Source organism: Kouleothrix sp., from assembly GCF_046328425.1.
GTDB lineage: Bacteria > Chloroflexota > Chloroflexia > Chloroflexales > Roseiflexaceae > Kouleothrix.
Genome location: NZ_JAXLWP010000003.1, coordinates 278,382 through 298,903 on the forward strand (window position 1 = coordinate 278,382; position 20,522 = coordinate 298,903).

Genomic DNA, 20,522 nt, shown 5'->3' on the forward strand with positions numbered 1-20,522 from the left:
CGTCCTCCAAATATCCACTTTTTCTGGCGGGCGGCGGCCACATTCGTGGCCGCCACCCGCCAGAAGAAGTGCGAGGGGCATAGCCCCTCGCGCACCTCCTTTTCAAACAGGCTCTTAGGGCTTACGCAGTTGGCGTGCTCTGCTGCAGGCTCAATCTCGCGGCTTGAGGAAGCCGAAGAGCGCAAGTGCGTAACTCCTACGCTTCATCGGAAATGAAGGGGCCTCGTATGACAGAATCAGCACCGGGCCGATCGGGCGCGCTAGGGGCGCTCGCGGGAGTAGTCGCCAGCCTATGCTGCCTAGGGCCGAGCGCCGCGGCCCTGCTGGGCGCGGGCTCGTCGTCGGCGCTGTGGGGGCTGGCGCTGGGGCGTGGGCAGGCGCTCGCGCTGGGCGGCGCGCTGCTGCTGTTGGGAACCGGGCTGGCGCTGCGGCGCGCCCGTGCCTGTGGGCTGCGCGAGCGCTCGCGCTTGCGCCAGCCGGCGCTGCTGCTGGCCTCGGGCGCGCTGAGCTACGCGCTGCTGGGCATCGTGCTGCCGCGCATGGCCCCGCCGGCCGAGCTGACGCCGGCGCAGGCGGCGGCCGCACCAGCTGCCTCAACGCGCCGCCTGACAATGATCATCGAGAAAATGAACTGCCCGCCCTGCGCCTCGCACGTGCAGAACCTGCTGGCGCATAAGCCTTATGTGCGCGCATTTAGCGCCGAATCCGGCAGCGAGCAGGTCACGATCGACTACGACCCGGCGCAGATCGGCGCAAGCGAGCTGGCCGGGCTGTTCCCGCAGCGCTTCGGCATCACGCTTGTGAGCGACGTAGCGCTGGCGCGCTAGCCCTACTCGTAGCGCAGCGCGTCGATCGGGCTCAGGCGCGAGGCACGGATGGCCGGGTACATGCCGAAGATCAGGCCAACCGCCACCGATGTGATCGTCGCCAGCAGCACCGCGCTCAGCTGAACGCGCGCCGTGGCCTCGGCGGCCAGCCGGCGCAGCAGGTAGGTGCCGGCGATCGAGAGCACAAAGCCAAGCGTGATCCCCAGCACGCCACCGCTCAGGCTCAGCACCAGCGCCTCGATCAGAAACTGGCTGCGGATATCGCGGCGGCGCGCGCCCACCGCCTTGCGCAGGCCGATCTCGCGCGTGCGCTCGGTGACGCTCACCAGCATAATGTTCATAATGCCGATGCCGCCCACCAGCAGCGAGATCGCGGCGATCGCGCCTAGAAACGCCGTCAGCGCCCCGGTGATCGTGCCAAATGAGGCGATCAGATCCTCCTGCGTCACCAGCGTGAAATTGCTGTCCTGGTAGCTCAGGTTGTGGCGCTGGCGCAGCAGCGCGGTGGCCTGCTCGATTACCGCGTCGATGCTGCGGTCGTCGACAGCCTGGATGTAGATCACGCTCACCTGCACGCGGTTGATCGTGCCGGGCGGCGGCGGAAACAGCCGCAGCTGTGCGGTCGAAAGCGGCACGAACACCTGGTCGTCCTCGCTTGGGCCGAAGTTGCCGCCCTTGGCCGCCAGCACGCCGATCACCTCGAAGCTCACGTCGTTGATGCGAATGCGCCGGCCGAGCGGGTCTTCGTCGCGAAACAGCGTCGTGCGAACATTCGCGCCCAGCACGGCCACGCGCGAGCGCGCCTCGACGGCCTGCTGGTCGAAAAAGCTGCCCTGCTCGACTTTGGCATTGCGCACGGCCAGATAGTTGCTGGTGACTCCGGCAACGCGCCCGTCGAAGCTCGCGCCGGCATAGGCGATCAGCCCGCCGCGCGTGAGCGTCGCGCACACCGCGGCGGCGGCCGGCAGGTTCAGCGGGTCGGCCAGCGCCGCCACGTCGGCGTTTGTGAGCTCGGGCGGCACGCGGCGGTTCTGCTCGGGATCATTGGTGCCGGCGAAAACAAACACCAGGTTCGAGCCCAACCCCTGCAGCTGGCTGGTTACCAGCGCCTGGATCGCGCCGCCAAGCGCGAGCAGCGTGATCACCGCGCCCACGCCGATGATAATGCCGAGCATGGTCAGGATCGCCCGCAGCTTATTCGACAGCAGGCTTGCGAAGGCGATGCGGATGGATTCGAACAGATTCATATACGACTCGCGCAGTTGGCGCGCTCAGCCTTCGGCAGATCCGTAGGTTTTTCCGCGCTCCGCGCGAAAAAACTTACACAGGAGCATGGCCAAATGTCCTGCTGCCGCATTGAGGGAGCCGAACAGCGCAACTGCGTAAGTTCAATCATAATCGAGCGATCAGATACCAGTTGAACAATCCGCGCTAATCGTTGGTAGGGACACGGTCATCTTCAGAATGCAGCGCCGCACTAGCGGCGCACGCCTGGCGGCGGGCCAAACAGCAGATTCAGCCGCGCGTCGATACCCTCGACATACACGCACGTACGATCGTCGAGGCCCGACGTAATCTCGATCAGCTGCTCGTTACTCAGGCCAGTCGCAACCTCGCGCTGGTCGAGGTCGACACTGGCCGGGCGCTGGTCGGCCGGCAGCAGGCACAGCGCCTGGTCGCGCGGCACATCTACCACCAGGCGCCCGCGGTCGTTGCGCACCGCGCGGCGCGGCGCGACCAGGGCATTCGGCTTGCGCGCCACTTCGATATCGGCATTGGCCGACATGCCCGCGCGCAAGCGTGGCTCCTGGGCGCTGGTTGTCACCCGCACCTGGTACGAGGTCACCGTCGCGCCGGCGCTGGCAAGCGGGCTGATGGTCTCGACGGCGCCAGGCAGCGCTAGGCCGGGCAGCGCGTCGAGCGTCAGCGTCACCGGCTGGCCGGCGGCGATCCGCGATACGTCGATCTCATCGACGGTGACGTCGACGTGGTAGCTCGACAGGTCGGCCAGCACCAGCGGCGCGCGCGTGGCGCTCGGCACTTCGCCGGGCCGCAGGTTTACCTCCGCCACCACCCCGGCGAACGGCGCCGCGAGCGTGGCCTGATCGAGCGCCAGCCTGGCCAGGTCAAGCGCCGCCTGGGCGCTCTCGAGCTGTGCCTCGGCGGCCGCCAGGTCGCTGGTGCTCGGGCCGGCGCGCAGCCGGTCGAGGTTCGCCTCGGCCTGCGCCACCCCAGCCTGGGCCGCTGCAAGCGCGCCGCCGCGCTGATCGCCGCGCAGGCGGTTGAGGTTGGCGCGCGCCGAGGCCACCTGGGCGCGCGCAGCCGCCAGCTGGTCGGCGTCGGCGCCGGCGCGCAGCTTGTCGAGGTTCGCCTGGGCGCCAGCCAGCTGCTGCTCGGCCGTCTGCACGCCGCTGCTCTCGGCCTGGCGCGCGTTTTCGGCCGCCACCAGCGCCTGCTGCACCGACTGCTCGGCGCTGTGCAGGCCGGCCTCGGCCTGGACGTACGCGTCGTAGTAGCGCTGGCGCTGGCCGTCGCTCAGGGTGTTCGGCTTGCTCTTGCCGGGCCTGCTCGAGTCGGGCACTTCGGGGGTGATCGGATCGTTGCCGGTGGCCTGAACATACTGCCAGCTCTGCAGCGCCGTGGAGTAGCGCGATTGCGCCTGCGTCAGCGCGCTGCTCGCCTGCTGCACCTGCAGCTCGGCGCTGGTCTTCGCCGCCGAGAGCTGGCTGCGCTGGGCTTCCAGCGCCAGCTGGGCCTGCTCAACCTGGCCCTGGGCGACGGCCAGGTCGGTGGGTTTCGGGCCACCCTGCAGCCGCGCGAGCTGGGCCTCGGCCTGATCGAGCTGCGCCTCGGCGGCGCGCATATCCGCGTCGGTGACGCTGCCGCGCGTCTGGCGCTGCTGGGCCTCGGCCTGCTGAAGCTGCGCCTCGGCGGCGGCGCGCTCGGCTGCGCTTGCACCGGCGGCCACACGGTCGTAGCTGGCGCGGGCCTGCGCAAACTGAGCCTCGGCCTGGCGCACGCGCAGCGCCAGCTCGCGCGTATCGAGCCGCGCCAGCGCCGCGCCGGCGGCCACACGGTCGCCCACGCGCACCAGCACCGCGTCGACCCGGCCAGGGCTGGCGAAGCCGAGCGTCACCACCTGGGCTGGCTCGAGCTGGCCGCTAGCGTTCACGGTCGCGGTAAGTGTATCGGCATGCGGGAAGATCAAGCTGAAGTTGCGCCGCGCGGGAGCCGCTGCGCTGCGCCACCAGAATACCCCCAGTGCGCACAGCGCCACCGCCAGCACCAGCCCAATACTTGTCAGCCATACGCGGCGCGGCAGCTGGCGGGCGCGAAAGAACGCAGACATTGAAAGCCTCATCGTACGGGGATCGAGGATCGTTCCACAGGGGTATTATACTGGAGGTATTAGCGTCGTGCTAGGCGCCGAGCTCGCGCGCTGGCTCTTCCGGCGATTCAGCCACACCGTGCAGACCGTGCAGAAACTGCATCAGCAGCTGCTCAAACTGCTCGAGCTGGCGGTCGGTGAAGCCCGACAGGATGCGCTCAAGGTCGGCCTGCCGCGCAGACAGCACCCCTTGCACGCGCGCCTTGCCGGCCGGCGTCAGCACCACCTCGATCACCCGGCGATCCTGCGCGCTGCGCACGCGCTCGACGAGGCCATCGACGATCAGCCGATCGACAATGCCGGTGAGCGTGCCGCCCGATTGCTGCGTGGCGTCGGCTAGGTCGCCCATGCGGCACGAGCCACTGTCGTAGATCGCCAACAGCGTGACCATCTGCGGCATCGTCAGGCCGATCTCAGGCCGGGTGAGCGTTTGAATCGCGTGCTTCTGGCCGTGCCATGTCAGCTCGCGAATCATACGATCGATGGTTTCGATTCGTGCAGATTGCGCTGTTCGTTGGGACATGAGATCCTCCCGATCCGGCTGAGGGCAACTAGAATGCAAGATATCCTAGCGCACAAATAACCCGGCGTCAATGAAAGTGACGCAAACCCTTTGCAGCAAGAACAATACCGGCAATTGACAGTTCCTGGCTAGGCTACGTAGCTAGCCCGCAAAACTATTTACGCTTCAGTTTATACGGCGCAATACGCTGTTGACATGTATGCTAGAATACTCGCAAATAACCTAGAAGGATGTCAGGAAAAAACGCCAAGTGGTGCCACAAGCGCCGATCATTCTGCCAAGGAATCGCTGGCTATGGATTGTGCCGAGGCCCGCCGCCTACTCGCCCAGGGCATTACGCCTGGCTCCGCAACCGCCACCCGCGCCGCGCTCGGCTTTCACCTGGCCGGCTGCGCCGGCTGCAGGGCGTATCGCCAGGCCGCCGAACAGGATCTTCTCAGCGCGCTGCTGGCACAGCCTGGCCCCCCAAGCCAGGCCGCGGCGCCAGGTGCGCCCGCACACAGCGCGCCGCAGGCCGCCCGGCCGCGCCACGGCCCGCGCACAGTCGCCGCGCGCGTGCTGTGGTATTCCGGCCTCGGCGCTCTGGCCGCTCTGGGGCTGCTGGCGGCCACGATCGTCGGCTGGGCTGCGCTCGCCAGCTTCACTATTCACCGCAACGTCCAGGCCATGATCATCGCGACGGCCCCGGCCGCAACCGCTACGCCGACAGACGTGCCAGCGCCGTCGCCAACTGCCGCGCCGCCGACCGCCGCCCCTGCTACGCCAACCGCGCCCAAACCAAGCGCCACGCCCGTACCCACCCCGCCGCCGCCCACCGCCACACCCATTCCACCAGCCGCTGGCGCGCCTGCCACCATCTTGCTGCTTGGCAGCGACCAGCGGCCAGGCGAACATGACCCGTCGCGCACCGACGCGATCATCATCGTGCGCGTCGACCCGCAAAAGCACCGCGTCGCCATGCTCTCGCTGCCGCGCGATCTGTGGGTCAGCATTCCGGGCTACGGCGAGACGCGGATCAACGCGGCGCATGTGTGGGGCGAAATCTACAACGATCCCGATGGCGGCATCGGGCTAGCGCGCAAAACGGTTAGCGCGCTGCTGGGCATTCCAATCGACTACACGCTGTACGTCGATTTCCAGGGCTTTATTGGCGCGATCGACGCGCTTGGCGGTGTCGACGTCGATGTCGAAAAAGAGCTGCTCGACGAAAACTTTCCAACCATGGATTATGGCTATACCGTCGCGCACTTCTTACCAGGGCCGCAGCATATGGACGGCGCCACCGCGCTCATGTACAGCCGCATCCGGCATCCCGATAGCGACTTCGCGCGCATGCGCCGCCAGCAGGCGGTGCTGGCCGGCGTGCTGGCAACACTGCGCGGGCGCAATGTGCTTGCGAGCCTCAAGCAGCTCGAAGACCTCACAACCGCGCTGCGCGGATACGTCACAACCGATATACCCGAAGCCCGCCTGCTTGGGCTCGGTTGGGCGCTGCGCGACTTCGTGCCGGCGCAGATCGAGCATTATCAGCTCGATAGCGACATGCTCAGCTTTGGCGTAGGCGACGACCGCTGGGCCGAGGTAGCCATCCCTGGCGCCCTTGAGCAGCTTGCGCGCCAGCTGATCGGCCCATAACCGCTTTTCAATTATTTACGATTACTAAGCAAGCCGGTGTCGATTTTGTAAATAAAATCGGCACCGTTTTTTGTGCTACAGCTTACAATAATCGGCATTTTACGGCATAAAGAAGCCAAGAAACGCCATATATTGACAATTTGTGAAAAATCTATTAGTATGGCGAATGTACCTAGCTTGTGTCAGTGCTGTTGTAGTTGTATGTAGGCCAGCTTGCGCGGCGCCGACGGCCGGCGCCAGGCGGCGGCGCACCAGCACAGTGCCGAAGATTGCAAAACTGTTATCTTCCTGGCGTGGGATTCAAGCGAGGCAATGGTTTGGGAGGCTGAGCTGATACGGTAGTTTAGCCGATTGTAATGCAGCGGTAGTACTATTTCAATGAAGCAAGCCTGAGATCTTGCTGATGGTTTGCAAATTTTAACGAGTTATGCTAAACTCGCCAGTAATCCCAAGAAGTCGATCTTCGTACATATGCCCTGTCGTTCTTGAAACGTCTATGTCTGCGCGTATGTATGCGGCCTGGGTGTCGCGAAGATCACAGAGTGAGGAGTCGCTCCATGATCGAGCATAGTCATCTGCCAATGTCATCGCCCGAGCCAGGCGATCTGCGCCAGCTTCAGCAGCGCGCGAATCGCCAGAGCCAGCGGTATCGTCAATCGGCGCAGGCACGCTTGGCGCAATGGCAACTCCAGGGCACGCTCGGCTCCCCGGTTCGGTCTCTATCTCGGCTCCCCGCTCGGTTTCTTCTCCACGCGATCGTGGCGCTGGTACTGCCCGTCGCTGTGTTCCTGAGCCAGTTTCCCACCACGGCGCTCCCCTTGATCAGCAGCCAGCCGGCCATGGTGCCTGCTAGCGGCGATATTGTCGTGCCAGGCGCGCCGCTTAACCTCGACGCTCCGGCGATCGAGGGCGATGCGCCGCTGGAAGACAATGGCGATATTCCCGTGCCGCTGTCGCTGGTGTCGCGCACCGAGGCGATGGCTCCGGTGGTGGTGGAAGCCTCGATCGCCGGCGAGCGGATCAATCTGCGCAATGGCCCCGGCACCGAGTACGACGCGATCGGCCGCATCTCGGGCGGTACGCCGGTGCAGGTGATCGGCCGCTACCACGAGGGCAACTGGTTTCAGGTGCGCGAGCGCGCCGGCAAGCCGGTGTTCTGGGTTTCGGGCGAGCTGCTGAACCTACCCGAAGGCTCTGCCGATACGCTATTCGAGGTCCAGGCCGACCAGATCCCGCCGCCGCCGCCGCCCAAAGTCGCCACCGTGAGTGAGACTGGGCTGCAGCTGCGCGATGGCCCCGGCACCAATTATGTCTCGATGGCCAAGCTCGACGCCGGCGCGCAGCTTGAGCTGCTTGAGCGCTACCAGGATTGGTTCCACGTCGGTATCCCCGGCGGCACCGATGGCTGGGTCAAAGGCGAATTCCTGGGCATCCAGCCCGGCATTGTCGAGCGCCTGCTGGCCGCCGAGAGCGTGCCCGACCCGAACCCGGCGCTGGTTGGCCTGATCGCCGAGAACGCAGTGAACCTGCGCAAAGGCCCCGACTCGAAGTATCAGAAGATCGGCGGCGTCAATGCCGGCCTGAAGGTCGACCTCGTCGGCAAGTTCAACGATTGGCTGCAGATCAAGCTTGGCGACGGCACGAAAGCCTGGATATTCAACGATTTCCTCAACGTTACCGAGCGCGTGATCCGGCGCGTGCCTGTCTCGAAAGATTTCCCGGCGCTGCCGGTGGCTCCACGCGCCGCGCGCAGTAATGGCCGCAACGTCGATCTCTCGAACATCCCGGCCAGCGGCGATGTGGCCAGCTACGCGCTCCAGTTCACCGGCGCGCGCTATGTGTACGGCGGCACCAGCCCGCGCGGCTTCGACTGCAGCGGCCTGACGAGCTTTGTATATGGCAAGTTTGGCGTGAGCCTGCCGCACACGGCAGCTGGCCAATTTAACACGCGCTATGGCGCCGCGATTAGCTCGATGGACAACCTCAAAGCCGGCGATCTGGTGTTCTTCGCCGGCACCGGCGGGCACCGCGGCATCGGCCACGTAGCCATTTTCATCGGCGGCGGGCGCATCGTCCACGCCATGACGCCACGCTACGGCGTGCAGGTCTCAAACCTATACGACGACTACTGGGTGCGCCACTACGCCGGCGCAATTCGCCCGAACCGCTAATACCCCTTTCTCAATGTGCCACAGGGAGCGTGTGAGATATTCCTCACCTACGCTCCCTGTTTATTTATAACCCTTGCACGGAGGGGTCGGAGGCGTTTTCGCAGCCCCCGGTCCTTTTTTGGCAGGTCGCCGTGTTGGTGGCAGCGACCCGCCAAAACTGAAGCACAGAAGACAGCGAGTAGCTTGCTACCGTAGGCAGAGGCAGCCCATAGCGCAGGCGACCGCGCGCCGTGTGTTATTGTCGCGAGTTACGCGGTGGGGGTTCGGGGGCGGCGCCGCCTGCTGGCTGGTCGCGGCCACTGCGGTGGCCGCGATAATTAAAGGAAAGCGTGACCGATCTTGGAGGGCTTGCGCCCTCCAAGCCTCCCACGCGAGAGGACACCGCGTAACTTGTGTTATTGACGCGCGCAGGTAGTGCTATAATCAGGCGCTTCGACAAACCGTGAACATAAGGAAGTGTGATGAAAGGCTTAGTTCTCAGCGGCGGCAAAGGCACGCGCCTGCGGCCGATCACCTATACGAGCGCCAAGCAGCTGGTGCCAGTTGCGAATAAGCCGGTGCTGTTTCGCGTGATCGAGGCGATCCGCGATGCTGGTATCGACGAGATCGGTATTGTTATTGGCGATACTGGCCCGGAAGTGCGCGCCGCCGTGGGCGATGGCAAGCGCTTTGGCGTGAGGATCGAGTACATCCCGCAGGACGCGCCGCTCGGGCTGGCGCACGCGGTGAAGATCTCGCGCGACTTCATTGGCGACGAGCGCTTTGTGATGTTCCTCGGCGATAACTGCATCCAGGGCGGTATATCGTCGCTGATCGAGCAGTTCGGCAAAAGTGAGTACAATGCCCAGATCGTGCTCAAGCAGGTTACAAACCCGCAGCAGTATGGTGTAGCCGAGCTCGACGAGCGCGGCCGGATCATCCGGCTCACCGAGAAGCCGCGCACGCCGCGCTCCGACCTGGCGCTGGTAGGCATCTACCTGTTCGACCCAAGTATCTGGCAGGCCGTCGACACAATCAAGCCCTCGTGGCGCGGCGAGCTCGAGATCACCGACGCGATCCAGTGGCTCGTGGAGCATGACAAGAACGTCTACCCCTATATCCACGAGGGCTGGTGGATCGACACTGGCAAAAAAGACGATATGCTCGAAGCCAACCGGCTGATCCTCGAAGAAATGGCCGCCGCAAACGAGGGTTATGTCGACCGCGATTCGCAGATCATCGGCAAGGTCATCATCGAGAAAGGCGCCGAGATCATCAACAGCACCATTCGCGGCCCCGCGATCATCGGCGAGCATACGCGCATCGTGAATGCGTACGTTGGGCCGTTCACCTCGGTATATCACCACTGCACAATTGAGAGCAGCGAGATCGAGCACTCGATTGTACTGGAGCATAGCACCATTCTCGATCTGCCCAACCGGCTCGAAGATAGCCTGATCGGCCGCCATGTCGAGGTGCATCGCTCGCCGTTTAAGCCACGCGCCTACCGGATGGTGCTGGGCGATCACAGCAATGTCGGGGTGCTCTGATACCGGCTCCGCTTGCCCGCTTTCTTGCTGTGATGCGCTGTTCGCCTGATCACGTATAGATTGCGTTGCACTGTCTACGAAATCACCCAAATTTGCTATGATGCCCTGCCCAGCTTCGCCGGGCAGGGCATCACAGCAAGAACGTGCTCAGATGCGGATCTTATGAGGAGATAAGCTGGTAGCGCCCGTGGCCGAACACGGCGGCCTTGCCGACGTGAACCAGCGCGCCGAGAAGCAGAAACTCGCGAAATGGCGCAAGCTCGCCGCAATAGGATATCTCGCCAACAAAGCCCCCAAGCTCGACACGCTGGTGCTGGCGCCCGGAGTAGCGACCCCAATCGACCCACGCCAGGCTCGCGCCACTCATCTCGACCCGCTCGGCGGCGGCGATCAGCGCGCGCGGGTCGCCTGGCCAGGCAGCGCCGCAGTGAAACTGCGCCAGGGTAGAGATCCGGCGCAGCAGCGCGCGCAGCAGCACGTGGAACGGCGGCTGCGCCACAAATGCCTGCTGGTACTTCAGGCGGGTGGGCGTGAGAAAGCGCAGTGTCAGCGCGTCGTCGGGCAGAAGAGCGGCTTGTGCCGCAGCCTCGGCCCAGCTGACGCTCAGGTCGGGGCCACCCAGCCGCACATCCACGCCATCGTAGACGAGCGACTGCTCGCCGCTCCACGGGTGCAGGGCGCTGATGCGCTGGAGCGCATAGCGGCCGGCGGGATGGCCGATCCCGGTGCGCCCAAGCTCCTGGAAGGCCAGCAGAAAATACGGCAGGTAGCCGATCGCCCGGCCAACCAGCACCAGCTCGAAGCCAAGCCGATCGCCCGCGCGGTACACGCGCGGCGCGCCGGATGGCGCCTCGATCACAAACGGGGGCGCGATCTCGTGGAGGTGGTGAAACTGCGGCCCCTCGGCGGGCGCGGTACTCTCGAAGATATAGCCGTATGGGCAGCTGTTGCCGCGCGCGCACGGCGTACAGGCGCGCCAATCGAGTTGAAAGCAGGCGATCTGCTTGAATGAGTGCCCGAAGCCACCACGAAACGTACTGCCCTGGTATGCGGGCAGGTGCAGCTGGTCTACCGCCTCGAGATCGAAGCGATAGCGCGCGACGCGAAATGACTCGACCATCGTGAGCATCCTTGGGCGCCGGCTGCATGGCCGGCGCGCTCGTCCCCTTTCGGCGGGGCAATGTGAACGGTTACATACTCGCCAAGTACTGGCTTGTACCAAGGCAATCCCCTGTTGGCGGGGCTACGGTGGCGTGCGCTACATCGGCGGCCTCCTTTCACAATCGGCCTGCGGCAGCACCACGAAAAGTACGCTCTGCGCGGGCAAAAACGCCGACCGCGTACGTCGTGCTGTTTGCACGAGCTGTGTGGGCTAGTTCGCCTCAGGTGCCTGGTATCGGCAGCGCGGCGGCCACGGCAAAGGCGTAGCCATACTGCACAATTGGCAGATCGCGCAGCTCGGCGATCTGCTCGACCAGGCGGCCATACCAGGGCCGGGCCGGGGTTGCACGAAAGTACGATCCGGCCGCCAGCATGAGCAGCGGAAGCTTAAACGGGTTCGCGCTGGCCGCCAACTCCTCGCCGAGCCTGCCGTATTTCACCAGCGTCGCATAGCTGCCATCGGTGGGATCGTGGCGCGCGGGCACCCAATTCGACAAGCTAATAAAGCTGTTTGCTCGCGGCGGGGCCTCGTCGAAGCCGGGCCAGGCCTCCCAATCAATCAGCTCGAACTGGCCGTAGCCGGCCGATTTGCCCGCGCCATACCCGCCAAGCGCGAGCTGCTCAAGCCAGCCGCGCGCGCGCGTGGCCCAGGCGCTATCGGCGGCGCGCACATACAGGCAGATATCAAGGCCCTGCCGGCCATCGAGCTGCGGCTCGGCGAGCGCCAGCTCTTCGACGCGATAGCCCTGGCTGGCGGGCGCGTCGCCGGGCCAGGCGCCGTTCAGCCGGCTGGCGCTGCCCTTCAGCACTACACGGCCCTGCGCAAACGCCGGCTTTTCAAACGCGGCCACTCGCTCGCCCCGGCGCAGCGCCTCGAAAGCCGCCTCGCGCACCAGCGAGGGCGCGCCAAAACCAATCGGGCCGGGCAGCCAGCCCACCGGGAAGCCATCGGAGAACAGCAGCGGCGGCGCGCCGGCACGGTAGTGCGCCAGCAGCTCGGCCAGGCCAGCCTCGCCCTGATCGTAGCGCACCTGCCAGCACAGCTGGCCGAACAGCGTATCGGCCAACCAGGGTGTACGCGCTGCCGAGCGCGGCCGGATTCGAGCCCGAAAGGTGTTCATGTGACTGTATAATCGAGACGCACCTGGCCGTAGCCGCGGCTGCCCGATGCGCCAAGGTAATCTTGCTCGAGCAGCTTCAGCCCCTCTTCGAGCAGCCCGATGATCGCCGTCTCGTCGTCGTCGTGAAAGATCCGCACCGCGATCGTGAACAGAAAGGTGGTTCCGGCCGGCACCCGCTCTTGCACGCGCGGGCTGGAGGCCACGCCGGTGGTGCGCGTGATCATATTCTCAGTCTTCACCTCGGTGAAAAACAGGCCCTTGCTGGCGCGCGCGTCTTGCAGCTGCTGGCGCGCCTGGCTCGTCAGCTGCGCGTCGCGAAACAGCGCGCGGGTGGGGCCTTGCTCGTGGCGCGGATTCTTGTGCGGCCCAAACACCCGGCAGATCATGCAGCGGCCGCACTGGCATGGCTCGCCGTCGTCGCGCGCGGTCTGGCCCTTGGGCTGGTTGCGGCTGTCGCGCCGATCGTGACGGTACTCGAGCAGCGAGCGCAGCTTGCCTTTGAGCGACGAGCCGGGGATGTACGGCTCATCGCTGATCGGGTGGCGAATGATCGTATTTTCGAGGCCACCGATCTCGATATGCTCATTCGACCCGCCGATGCGCAGGCCGGTTTCGCAGTAGATCGTGCCGCTGATCGTTCGGTATCGCGCCAGAGTACTGGCCATTGGGCTGGCTCCTTTCGGCTTACCGCGCGGGCTTATTGATCGCGAAAGTAGTACACAAAGTAGGCGAATACGCTCTCGAAATGCGGAATAAAGCCATTCTGAAAGCTCTCGGGGTCGGCCACCGACAGCTCGATGTTCCGGTTGATGAACTGCTGGAATGGCTCGGGCGCGGCTTTGCGGCCCACCTGGTAGGCGATGTCGCGCTTGAAGCTGTAGATATCGGCCACCAGCGCCGGGCAGCTATGGTCGCGGGCATAGCGCGCGTAGATGCCGTGTATCCGGCTGAGTGCCCGGCGCAGCTGCAAGCCCTTCACGCCGGCCATGCCGAGCGTACGAGCTACGCCGATCGCCAGGCTGTCGAGCAGCTCGGGCCGGATCGAGCGCCGGCCATCGCGGATCTCGAAATAGCCATCGCGCAGGTAGCTGTCGTCGAAGCGCGAGGGCGCAAAGGCTTCGCGGGCAGGCGGCTGCGCCTGGCCCACGGCGCGCTCGCTCAGCACGCCAGCCTGCGCCTCGCCGGGCCGCTGGAGGTTCTCGGCCTGGAGGCCACGCTCGGTGCGGCGTATCGTGAAGCTGATCGGCTCGCCCTGCACCAGCAGGCCCAGGCCGGCCCGCTCGACCGACGTGCGCGACACGAAAACATCTTCGCCCGCGCGCCGATCGATGAATCCAAAGCCGCGATCAGGGTTATACATTTTCACTGTGCCCTGTTCTCGTTCACTGGTCATGGCAATCTCCTTCATGAGCGCCGCACCGCGTCATTCTTCGCGCCGCAGCAGCAGCAGGTAGGTGGCGATCGGCCCGAGGTAGCGCATAGCCGGGCTGTCGCTCTGGCCGTGAAGCGATTGGATCAGTTCGTCGGCCCACTGGTAGATCTCGGCATCGCCGCGCCGCAGCGCCTGGCTGATGCTATACACAAACATGGCTTTGTAGCGCAGCCCCTCGACGCGTTGTTCTTCGCGCCAGAGCCTCTGAAGCCGCCCGTACTCGGCCAGGTCGCGCAGCAGCTGGGCGCTAAGCGTCTGGCCGTGCTGGTGCAGGCGGGCAATCTCGTCGAGCACGCCCATCGCCACCGGCCAGGGCAGCGTTTCGCCCAGCAGCGCCAGCCGATCGCCCATGCTGGCGCCTGCCGCAGCCACAGCCGCCGCGCGCGCCGGCGGGTAGCCGGGCCGGCTGAACAGCACCCCGGCCGAGCAGCTTATACCGGGATGCTGCCCAGTACGGCGGCCGAGCGAGGCGCGCAGATCGATCGCCAGCGGGGCGGCCTGGCTCCACGGCCCTGCCAGCAACACGCTGTCGCCCAGATCCAGCGCCGCGAACGGCGCGTAGCCCGCTGTGGCAAGCAGGCGCCGCGGCCCTGCCGCGCGGAACAGCTCGAGCTCGCGCTGCAGCGCCAGCACGTGCACGGCGCTGTCGCGGCGCAGCCGCCCCGGCAGCGCGCCGGCACCGTCGATCGCAAGCTGCACGTAGCCAAGCAGCGCGTGGCCCTGCGCCTGCCTGGCGATATCGGCCAGGCGCAGCGTAGCCCCGTCGTCGCCAACTGGCACGCGGCCGGCGCTGTAGCAAAATGTGCCGGGTAGCGCGGCGAGCTCGTCGATGCTCGGGTCGTCGAGCTTCACCACGAGGTATGGCTGGCCCAATGCATGCGCTTCGATCGCCGGCAGCGGCCGAAACGCGCGGCCTGGCATAAGCTCGGCGGCATCGCGAACCTCGCGATTGTAGAATGCCAGGTAGCGCGCGCGCAGCGCCTCGCCGCCCAGGCGCTCATCGCGCGCGCACTGGGGGCACAGCTTGGCCGCCTGGCTGGCGGGCAGCCGGCCACACGCCGCGCATGGCGCGCGCCTGGCGAAGCTGCGCTCGCGAAACACAAACGCATCTTCGCGCCAGCCCTCGCCACCGATCAGCGCGCCGCACCCCGGCCGGCCAATCGCGCGCTCGAGCGCGGCGTGCAGCTTTTCGATCACCTGGCCGAAGCCAGCCTGGCCGCGCGCACTGGGCTGAAACTGCGCCTCGCCCAGATCCTGCCGCGCCAGAGCAAACGCAAGCGCGCCGGCGCTAGCGCCGTGCAGCCACAGGTCGATCTCGCCCGCGAACGCAGCCAGGGCCGCGTTGGTCGCGGGCGTATTCGGCGCCAGCACGTACAATCGGCCGGCATCCCAGCTCACGACATTGCCGTACGGCAGCTCCAGGCGCTCGGCCAGCGCGTGGCCGAGCGCCTCGCGCAGCGCGCGCAGATACAGCGATCGGCCGTGCAGGCGCGCCAGGTCGGCGTGCTGATGCGCCACCGCCAGGCAGTACTCGCGTGCGCCCACGAGCGTGCCAGCCAGCAGGCAGAAAGGCTCGGCCGTGCCAGGATCGGGCATATGCGCCAGGCAGGCTGCCACCGCCGCAGTCAGCCGCGCATGATCGCAGAATGCGATGTCGCCCTGATGCACCGGCAGGCTGGCGCCGTAGCGATCGATCCAGGCCAGCAGGTGCGCGTGCGTCGCCGCGAAGTGCGTCAGGTCGACCGTCGCGGCCAGGCGGTCGAGTGCGTCAAACATCGATTCAAGGTACGCGCCGCGCGGCTGCGGGCCAGGCACAACGGCAGCGGCCAGGTCATCTTCCCACAGCTCGGCTGGGGGCAGCGGCGCCAGCGCATGCCAGGCCAGCGGCGCCTCGACCGCGCCGGCGGCAATGTGCGCAAAGACCGAGCACAGCGGCCCGGTGGCGTCGAGCGCGTAGCCATCGCCAAGCGCCAGAGCGCAGCGCTCGGCACGCCGCAGCAGCGCCAGGTCGCCTGGGTCGGCCAGGCGCGCCAGCGCCAGCACCCGGCCGGCGCCAGCCAGCGTGTGGCCGGCCTGAGCCGCCAGCGCAGGCAGATCGTGCAGGAGCCCCGCGAGAGCGAGGCGTTGTACGCGTTCGGGTATCACCGGCTTGGGCCCGATCGTTCGCTTAACCAATCTTAAGAATTTGTACTCGCATGTAGAACGGAGCAGCGGCGATTTTTAGGAGTTGTTGGCCGACGAATTTCCGAGGTTGCGGATTTTCTGAGAACCTGTTTGAAACGGGGAAGTGCGAGGGACTTCGTCCCTCCAAACCACCCTTTTCAGACAGCTTCTGAGCATGCAGCTCAAACAATGCTACAATTGCGCTATCTCCCGACCGACGCACACTGAAAGGAACGCTATGCCAACCGCAGCCGAACGCCAGGCGCTGATCGCCAAGATCCGCGCGCTGCCCGAGCAGATCGCCGCCATCTGCGCCGAGCTGAGCGATGTGCAGCTCACCACCCGCTTCCTCGCCGGCGAGTGGAGCGTCGCGCAAAACGTGCACCACCTGGCCGACTCGCACATGAACGCGTATGTGCGCTGCAAGCTGATCGCCACCGAGGATCATCCCACTCTCAAGCCCTACGACCAGGATCGCTGGGCCGAGCTGTCCGACGCGCAGGGCGCCGACGTCAGCGCCTCGCTGGCGCTGCTGCGCGCGCTGCACGCGCGCTGGGTCGCCTTCTGGGAAGCACTGCCCGGCGACGCCTGGCCGCGCGCCGGCCTGCATCCCGAAAACGGTGAAGTATCGCTCGACGACCAGCTCAGGCTGTATGCCGCGCACGGCGAGGGGCATATCGACCAGATCCGGCGCACGCTAGCTGCGCAGCCATAGCCCCTGCCCAAAAGTTTGCTATAATCGGCGCATATGCAGCTGACTACCAAAACCATTGTGTTTCTCGCCGCCGCAGCCGCGCTGCTGCCACTGCTGGGGCTGGCGGCCTGGCTGTGGCAGCGCTTCTACCGCGAAGACGAAAGCAACAACGCCAGGCGCGTGCTGAAGAACAGCGCTCTGCCAATCGCCGCCACGCTGCTGAACAAGCTCATCGATTTCGGCTTCGCCGCCGTGACGCTGCGCGCGCTTGGCCAGGCCGGCAATGGCGCATACAGCATTGTCGCCACCATCGCCAGCCTATACTTCGTCACGATCACCAACTGGGGCCTGAACGACCTGACCGTGCGCGAGGTAGCCGCCGACCACAGCCGCGCCACACGGCTGTTCAGCACCACGCTGCTGCTGCGCTGGCTGCTGACGCTGCTGGTCGCGCCGATCGCGGCCGCGATTGTGGCCACCTACCAGCTGATCGGCAACCCGCTGAGCGATCCGTCGGTGGTGGCGCTGGCGATCCTGGTGCTACACCTGCTGCCCGCCGCGCTGGCGGCGGCCTGCTCGGCCTCGTTTCAGGCCTTCCAGCGCATGGAGATCCCAGCCTCGATCGCGCTGGCCAGCAATGTGCTCAAGGTGCTGATCGGCACGTTCATGCTTGCCGCCATCCCCGATGTCGGCGGGCGCGTGATCGGCCTGGCGGCGCTGGCGCTGCTGGTCACCACCTTCAACGCGGCGCTGTTCTTTGCGCTTCAGCAGCGGATGCTTTTTCGCTTCAGGCTGGCGTGGGATTGGGCCGAGGCGCGCGCGCTACTGCGCGAAGCTTTCCCGCTCATGCTCAACAGCCTGCTGCTGGGCGTGTTCTTCAAGTTCGACTCGCTGATCTTGCGCGGCTACAGCAACGACACAGTGGTTGGCGCCTACGACGCGGCCTATAAGTGGATCGGCATGACCCAGATCGTGCCGCCGTACTTTGTGGCGGCGCTATTCCCGCTGCTGGCGCGCCACGCCGTGCACGATCGCGCGGCGCTGCAGCGGCTCTATCGCCAGGCCGCCGCGCTGCTGCAGCTGCTGGCCTGGCCGCTGACCGTCGGCATGATGGTGCTGGCGCCGCAGCTCATCCTGCTGCTGAGCGGCCCCAGCTTCGTGCCGGCCGCGTCCACTGCGCTGGCGATACTGATCTGGTATCTGCCACTGTCGTACTTCAATGGCGTCTCGCAGTATGTGCTGATTGCGCTAGGCCGCCAGCGCTCGATCTCGATCGCGTTCGGCATCGCGGCGGCGGCCAACGTGGTGCTGAACTTCGTGCTGATCGCCCGCGACCCGATCAACGGCTACCTCTACGCGGCGGCCGTCACCGTCGCCACCGAGGTGGTGCTGCTGCTGCCGTTCTTACCGATTCTGCGCCGCGAGGGCGTGCTGCCGCCGCTGCTGGCGCTGGCGTGGCGCCCGGCACTCGCGGCGCTGCTGATGGGCGCGGCGATGCTGGGCGTGTACAATCTGGGGCCAGCCGGCTTGCTGGCCGCGATCGTGGCCGCGCCGGTGTACCTGGGCGTGCTCGCCGGGCTAGGCGCGTTTGGCGCCGAAGAGCGCGCGCTGCTGCGCCGCGCCCTCGGCCGGGCCTAACGCAACACCAAAGTGTGGCCGCAGAACCCCGCCCGATGGTCGAGCCGCGCGCGCCGACTATGCTATACTGTGGTATGAGCGAACGACGATCATCCGTATATGCGCGCACGGTCCTGTCGCTGCGCCGGCTCGTCTGGCCGGTGGTGCGGCAGGTGCTTGGCTGGCTGTTCATCATCCTGGGAGTGCTCGGGCTGGTGCTGCCGGTGCTGCAAGGCGTACTGTTTCTGGTAATCGGCGTGGCGCTGGTCGGCCGCCGCAACTGGCTCATTCGCCGCTCGGCGGTGGCGATCAAGCGCGGGCTGCGCCGCTGGGCGCACGCGCGCCAGCCGCTGATTGCGCGGGCCGGCCAGGTAGCGCTGCGGGCGCAGCATGAGTGCTCGCGCCAGAGCCGCCGCCTGGCCGCGCGCACATGGTTCAGCGCCCCGCCCGCCGAACCGCATCGCCGCTATAGCTACCGCGGCGAGCCAAACGAATAGCGCAGCACGCTGCGTCGGTGGGATGCAAGGCCGACACACATAGCCTAAACCGCCGGACAGCGCAGTCTGGCACGAGCGAACCGCACTCGACGAGGAGGATCCCGATGGCACCTGAAGCCGAGAATTCTTTTGCCCATGCCCAGCGGCAGTTCGATATCGCTGCCGACATGCTCGACCTCAGCAGCGGCCTGCGCCGCATCCTACGCGTGCCCCAGCGCGAGCTGACCGTCAACTTCCCGGTGAAGATGGACGACGGCAGCATCGAGGTATTTACCGGCTTTCGGGTGCAGCACAACATCACTCGCGGCCCGGCCAAAGGCGGCATTCGCTACCACCCCGATGTCACCATCGACGAAGTGCGCGCGCTGGCCATGTGGATGACTTGGAAGTGCAATACCGTCAATATCCCCTATGGCGGGGCCAAGGGCGCGGTGATCTGCGACCCCAAGCGCCTGTCGATGAACGAGCTCGAACGCCTGACCCGCCGCTACACCAGCGAGATCTCGCTGCTGATCGGCCCCGACCGCGACATTCCCGCGCCTGATGTTGGCACCACTGCCCAGGAAATGGCCTGGATCATGGATACCTACTCGATGCAGACCGGCCACACCGTCCCGGCGGTGGTCACCGGCAAGCCGATCAACGTCGGCGGCTCGCAGGGCCGGGTCGAGGCGCCCGGGCTCGGGCTGGTGTACGTGCTGCGCGAGTCGTCGCGCGCGCTGAGCCTCGACATCACCGGCGCCAAAGTGGTGATCCAGGGCTTCGGCCAGGTCGGCAGTGTGTGCGCACGCGTGCTCGACGAGCTGGGCGCGCAGGTGGTGGCAGTCAGCGACAGCCAAGGTGGCATCTACAACCCGCACGGCCTGCCGATCAGCGATGTGCTGGCGTATAAGCATCGCACCGGCGCGCTGCGCGATTTCGCCGAGGCCGATAACGTCACCAACGCCGAGCTGCTCGAGCTGCCCTGCGATATCCTCATCCCCGCCGCGCTCGAAAATCAGATCACCGAGGCCAATGCCAACAAGATCAAGGCGCGCGTGATCGGCGAAGCCGCCAACGGCCCGGTCACACCCGCGGCCGACGCAGTCCTCTACGACAACGGCGTGTTCGTGATCCCCGACATCCTGGCTGGCGCGGGCGGCGTGACGGTGAGCTACTTCGAGTGGGTGCAGGGCTTGCAGGAATTCTTCTGGACCGAGCGCGAGGTCAATGCTCAGCTCGAGCGCGTGATGGTCAACGCCTTCCAGAATGTGCTGCGCAAGGCTCACGAGCGCCGCCTGTCAATGCGTACGGCCGCGTACCTGCTGGCGGTCGAGCGCGTGGCCCAGTCGACGCTGACGCGCGGCATTTACCCGTAGCGGCGGCCTCCGTGCACCAGCACAATGCCTCCTAAGCGCGCCAGGCTGGGCGACTTCGGCGAGCAGGCGGCCGCGACCTACCTGCTGCGGCGCGGCTACACCCTGGTGGCGCGCAAGTGGCGCTGCGCCCACGGCGAGCTCGACCTGGTGATGCACGAGGGGCCAGTGCTGGTGTTCGTTGAGGTGCGGGCGCGCCAGGGTGCTGAGCCTGGGCTGGCCGAGCAGTCGATCGGCCCTGCCAAACAGGTGCGCCTGGCCGCCCTGGCCTACGCCTTTCTTGAAGCGCACGCGATCGACCAGAGCCACCCCTGGCGCATTGATGTGGTGGCCATCGATCTCGACCGCGCCGGGCGCGTGGCGCGTATCAACCATATCCGCGACGCGGTCGAAGAGGCCTGAGCGTGGC

17 protein-coding genes are annotated in these 20,522 nt (G+C 66.2%); 9 read left to right on the plus strand and 8 right to left on the minus strand.

Annotated elements, in window-relative coordinates:
• Window positions 1-227: 227 nt before the first annotated feature.
• A complete protein-coding gene (locus U0177_RS01135; RefSeq protein WP_409568741.1) occupies window positions 228-827 on the plus strand; it encodes a hypothetical protein in 600 nt (199 codons plus the stop codon).
• Between the two features lie 2 nt (window positions 828-829).
• Here the strand turns inward: U0177_RS01135 and U0177_RS01140 are convergent, their stop codons facing one another.
• The 3 genes from U0177_RS01140 to U0177_RS01150 all read right to left on the minus strand — a co-directional run bounded on the left by U0177_RS01140 (window position 830) and on the right by U0177_RS01150 (window position 4,690).
• The gene (locus tag U0177_RS01140) at window positions 830-2,074 is read right to left on the minus strand and encodes an ABC transporter permease (protein ID WP_409568742.1); all 1,245 of its coding nucleotides are present in this window, start codon (window positions 2,072-2,074) and stop codon (window positions 830-832) included.
• Window positions 2,075-2,304: 230 nt separating this feature from the next.
• Window positions 2,305-4,176, minus strand: a complete 1,872-nt coding sequence (locus tag U0177_RS01145) for an efflux RND transporter periplasmic adaptor subunit (protein ID WP_409568743.1) — start codon at window positions 4,174-4,176, stop codon at window positions 2,305-2,307.
• 70 nt (window positions 4,177-4,246) lie between these two features.
• Complete coding sequence (locus U0177_RS01150; RefSeq protein ID WP_409568744.1) at window positions 4,247-4,690, minus strand: MarR family winged helix-turn-helix transcriptional regulator; 444 nt, start codon at window positions 4,688-4,690, stop codon at window positions 4,247-4,249.
• Window positions 4,691-5,032: 342 nt separating this feature from the next.
• Here U0177_RS01150 and U0177_RS01155 point away from each other — a divergent pair, with 342 nt between their 5' ends.
• The 3 genes from U0177_RS01155 (at window position 5,033) to U0177_RS01165 (ending at window position 10,073) form a co-directional block, all read left to right on the plus strand.
• Entirely contained in the window at window positions 5,033-6,373 is a 1,341-nt protein-coding gene (locus U0177_RS01155) for an LCP family protein (protein ID WP_409568745.1), read from the plus strand.
• 818 nt (window positions 6,374-7,191) lie between these two features.
• Window positions 7,192-8,544: an SH3 domain-containing protein gene (locus U0177_RS01160; RefSeq protein WP_409568746.1), complete on the plus strand. Its 1,353-nt coding sequence runs from the start codon at window positions 7,192-7,194 to the stop codon at window positions 8,542-8,544.
• Window positions 8,545-9,005: 461 nt separating this feature from the next.
• The gene (locus tag U0177_RS01165) at window positions 9,006-10,073 is read left to right on the plus strand and encodes a glucose-1-phosphate thymidylyltransferase (RefSeq protein ID WP_409568747.1); all 1,068 of its coding nucleotides are present in this window, start codon (window positions 9,006-9,008) and stop codon (window positions 10,071-10,073) included.
• 160 nt (window positions 10,074-10,233) lie between these two features.
• On the opposite strand, the gene cas6 is transcribed toward U0177_RS01165, so the two are convergent.
• The 5 genes from cas6 to cas10 all read right to left on the minus strand — a co-directional run bounded on the left by cas6 (window position 10,234) and on the right by cas10 (window position 15,932).
• Entirely contained in the window at window positions 10,234-11,193 is a 960-nt protein-coding gene (gene cas6, locus U0177_RS01170) for a CRISPR system precrRNA processing endoribonuclease RAMP protein Cas6 (RefSeq protein ID WP_409568748.1), read from the minus strand.
• 262 nt (window positions 11,194-11,455) lie between these two features.
• Window positions 11,456-12,355, minus strand: a complete 900-nt coding sequence (locus U0177_RS01175) for a hypothetical protein (RefSeq protein ID WP_409568749.1) — start codon at window positions 12,353-12,355, stop codon at window positions 11,456-11,458.
• Window positions 12,352-13,020, minus strand: a complete 669-nt coding sequence (csm3, locus tag U0177_RS01180) for a type III-A CRISPR-associated RAMP protein Csm3 (RefSeq protein WP_409568750.1) — start codon at window positions 13,018-13,020, stop codon at window positions 12,352-12,354. The genes U0177_RS01175 and csm3 overlap by 4 nt, the downstream gene beginning before the upstream one ends.
• Window positions 13,021-13,052: 32 nt before the next feature.
• The gene (gene csm2 / locus U0177_RS01185; RefSeq protein ID WP_409568751.1) at window positions 13,053-13,748 is read right to left on the minus strand and encodes a type III-A CRISPR-associated protein Csm2; all 696 of its coding nucleotides are present in this window, start codon (window positions 13,746-13,748) and stop codon (window positions 13,053-13,055) included.
• Window positions 13,749-13,778: 30 nt separating this feature from the next.
• A complete protein-coding gene (cas10, locus tag U0177_RS01190; RefSeq protein WP_409568752.1) occupies window positions 13,779-15,932 on the minus strand; it encodes a type III-A CRISPR-associated protein Cas10/Csm1 in 2,154 nt (717 codons plus the stop codon).
• A gap of 256 nt (window positions 15,933-16,188) precedes the next feature.
• On the opposite strand from cas10, the gene U0177_RS01195 reads away from it, so the two are divergent.
• From U0177_RS01195 to U0177_RS01215, 5 genes are all read left to right on the plus strand, one after another.
• Window positions 16,189-16,665 (plus strand): DinB family protein, encoded by a 477-nt coding sequence (locus U0177_RS01195; protein WP_409568753.1) that lies wholly within the window; start codon window positions 16,189-16,191, stop codon window positions 16,663-16,665.
• 33 nt (window positions 16,666-16,698) lie between these two features.
• Window positions 16,699-18,282, plus strand: coding sequence for a flippase (locus tag U0177_RS01200; protein WP_409568754.1), 1,584 nt, complete (start codon window positions 16,699-16,701; stop codon window positions 18,280-18,282).
• A gap of 74 nt (window positions 18,283-18,356) precedes the next feature.
• Window positions 18,357-18,758: a hypothetical protein gene (locus U0177_RS01205; protein WP_409568755.1), complete on the plus strand. Its 402-nt coding sequence runs from the start codon at window positions 18,357-18,359 to the stop codon at window positions 18,756-18,758.
• A gap of 104 nt (window positions 18,759-18,862) precedes the next feature.
• Entirely contained in the window at window positions 18,863-20,116 is a 1,254-nt protein-coding gene (locus U0177_RS01210; protein WP_409568756.1) for a Glu/Leu/Phe/Val family dehydrogenase, read from the plus strand.
• Window positions 20,117-20,140: 24 nt separating this feature from the next.
• Window positions 20,141-20,515, plus strand: coding sequence for a YraN family protein (locus tag U0177_RS01215; protein ID WP_409568757.1), 375 nt, complete (start codon window positions 20,141-20,143; stop codon window positions 20,513-20,515).
• Window positions 20,516-20,522 lie beyond the last annotated feature (7 nt).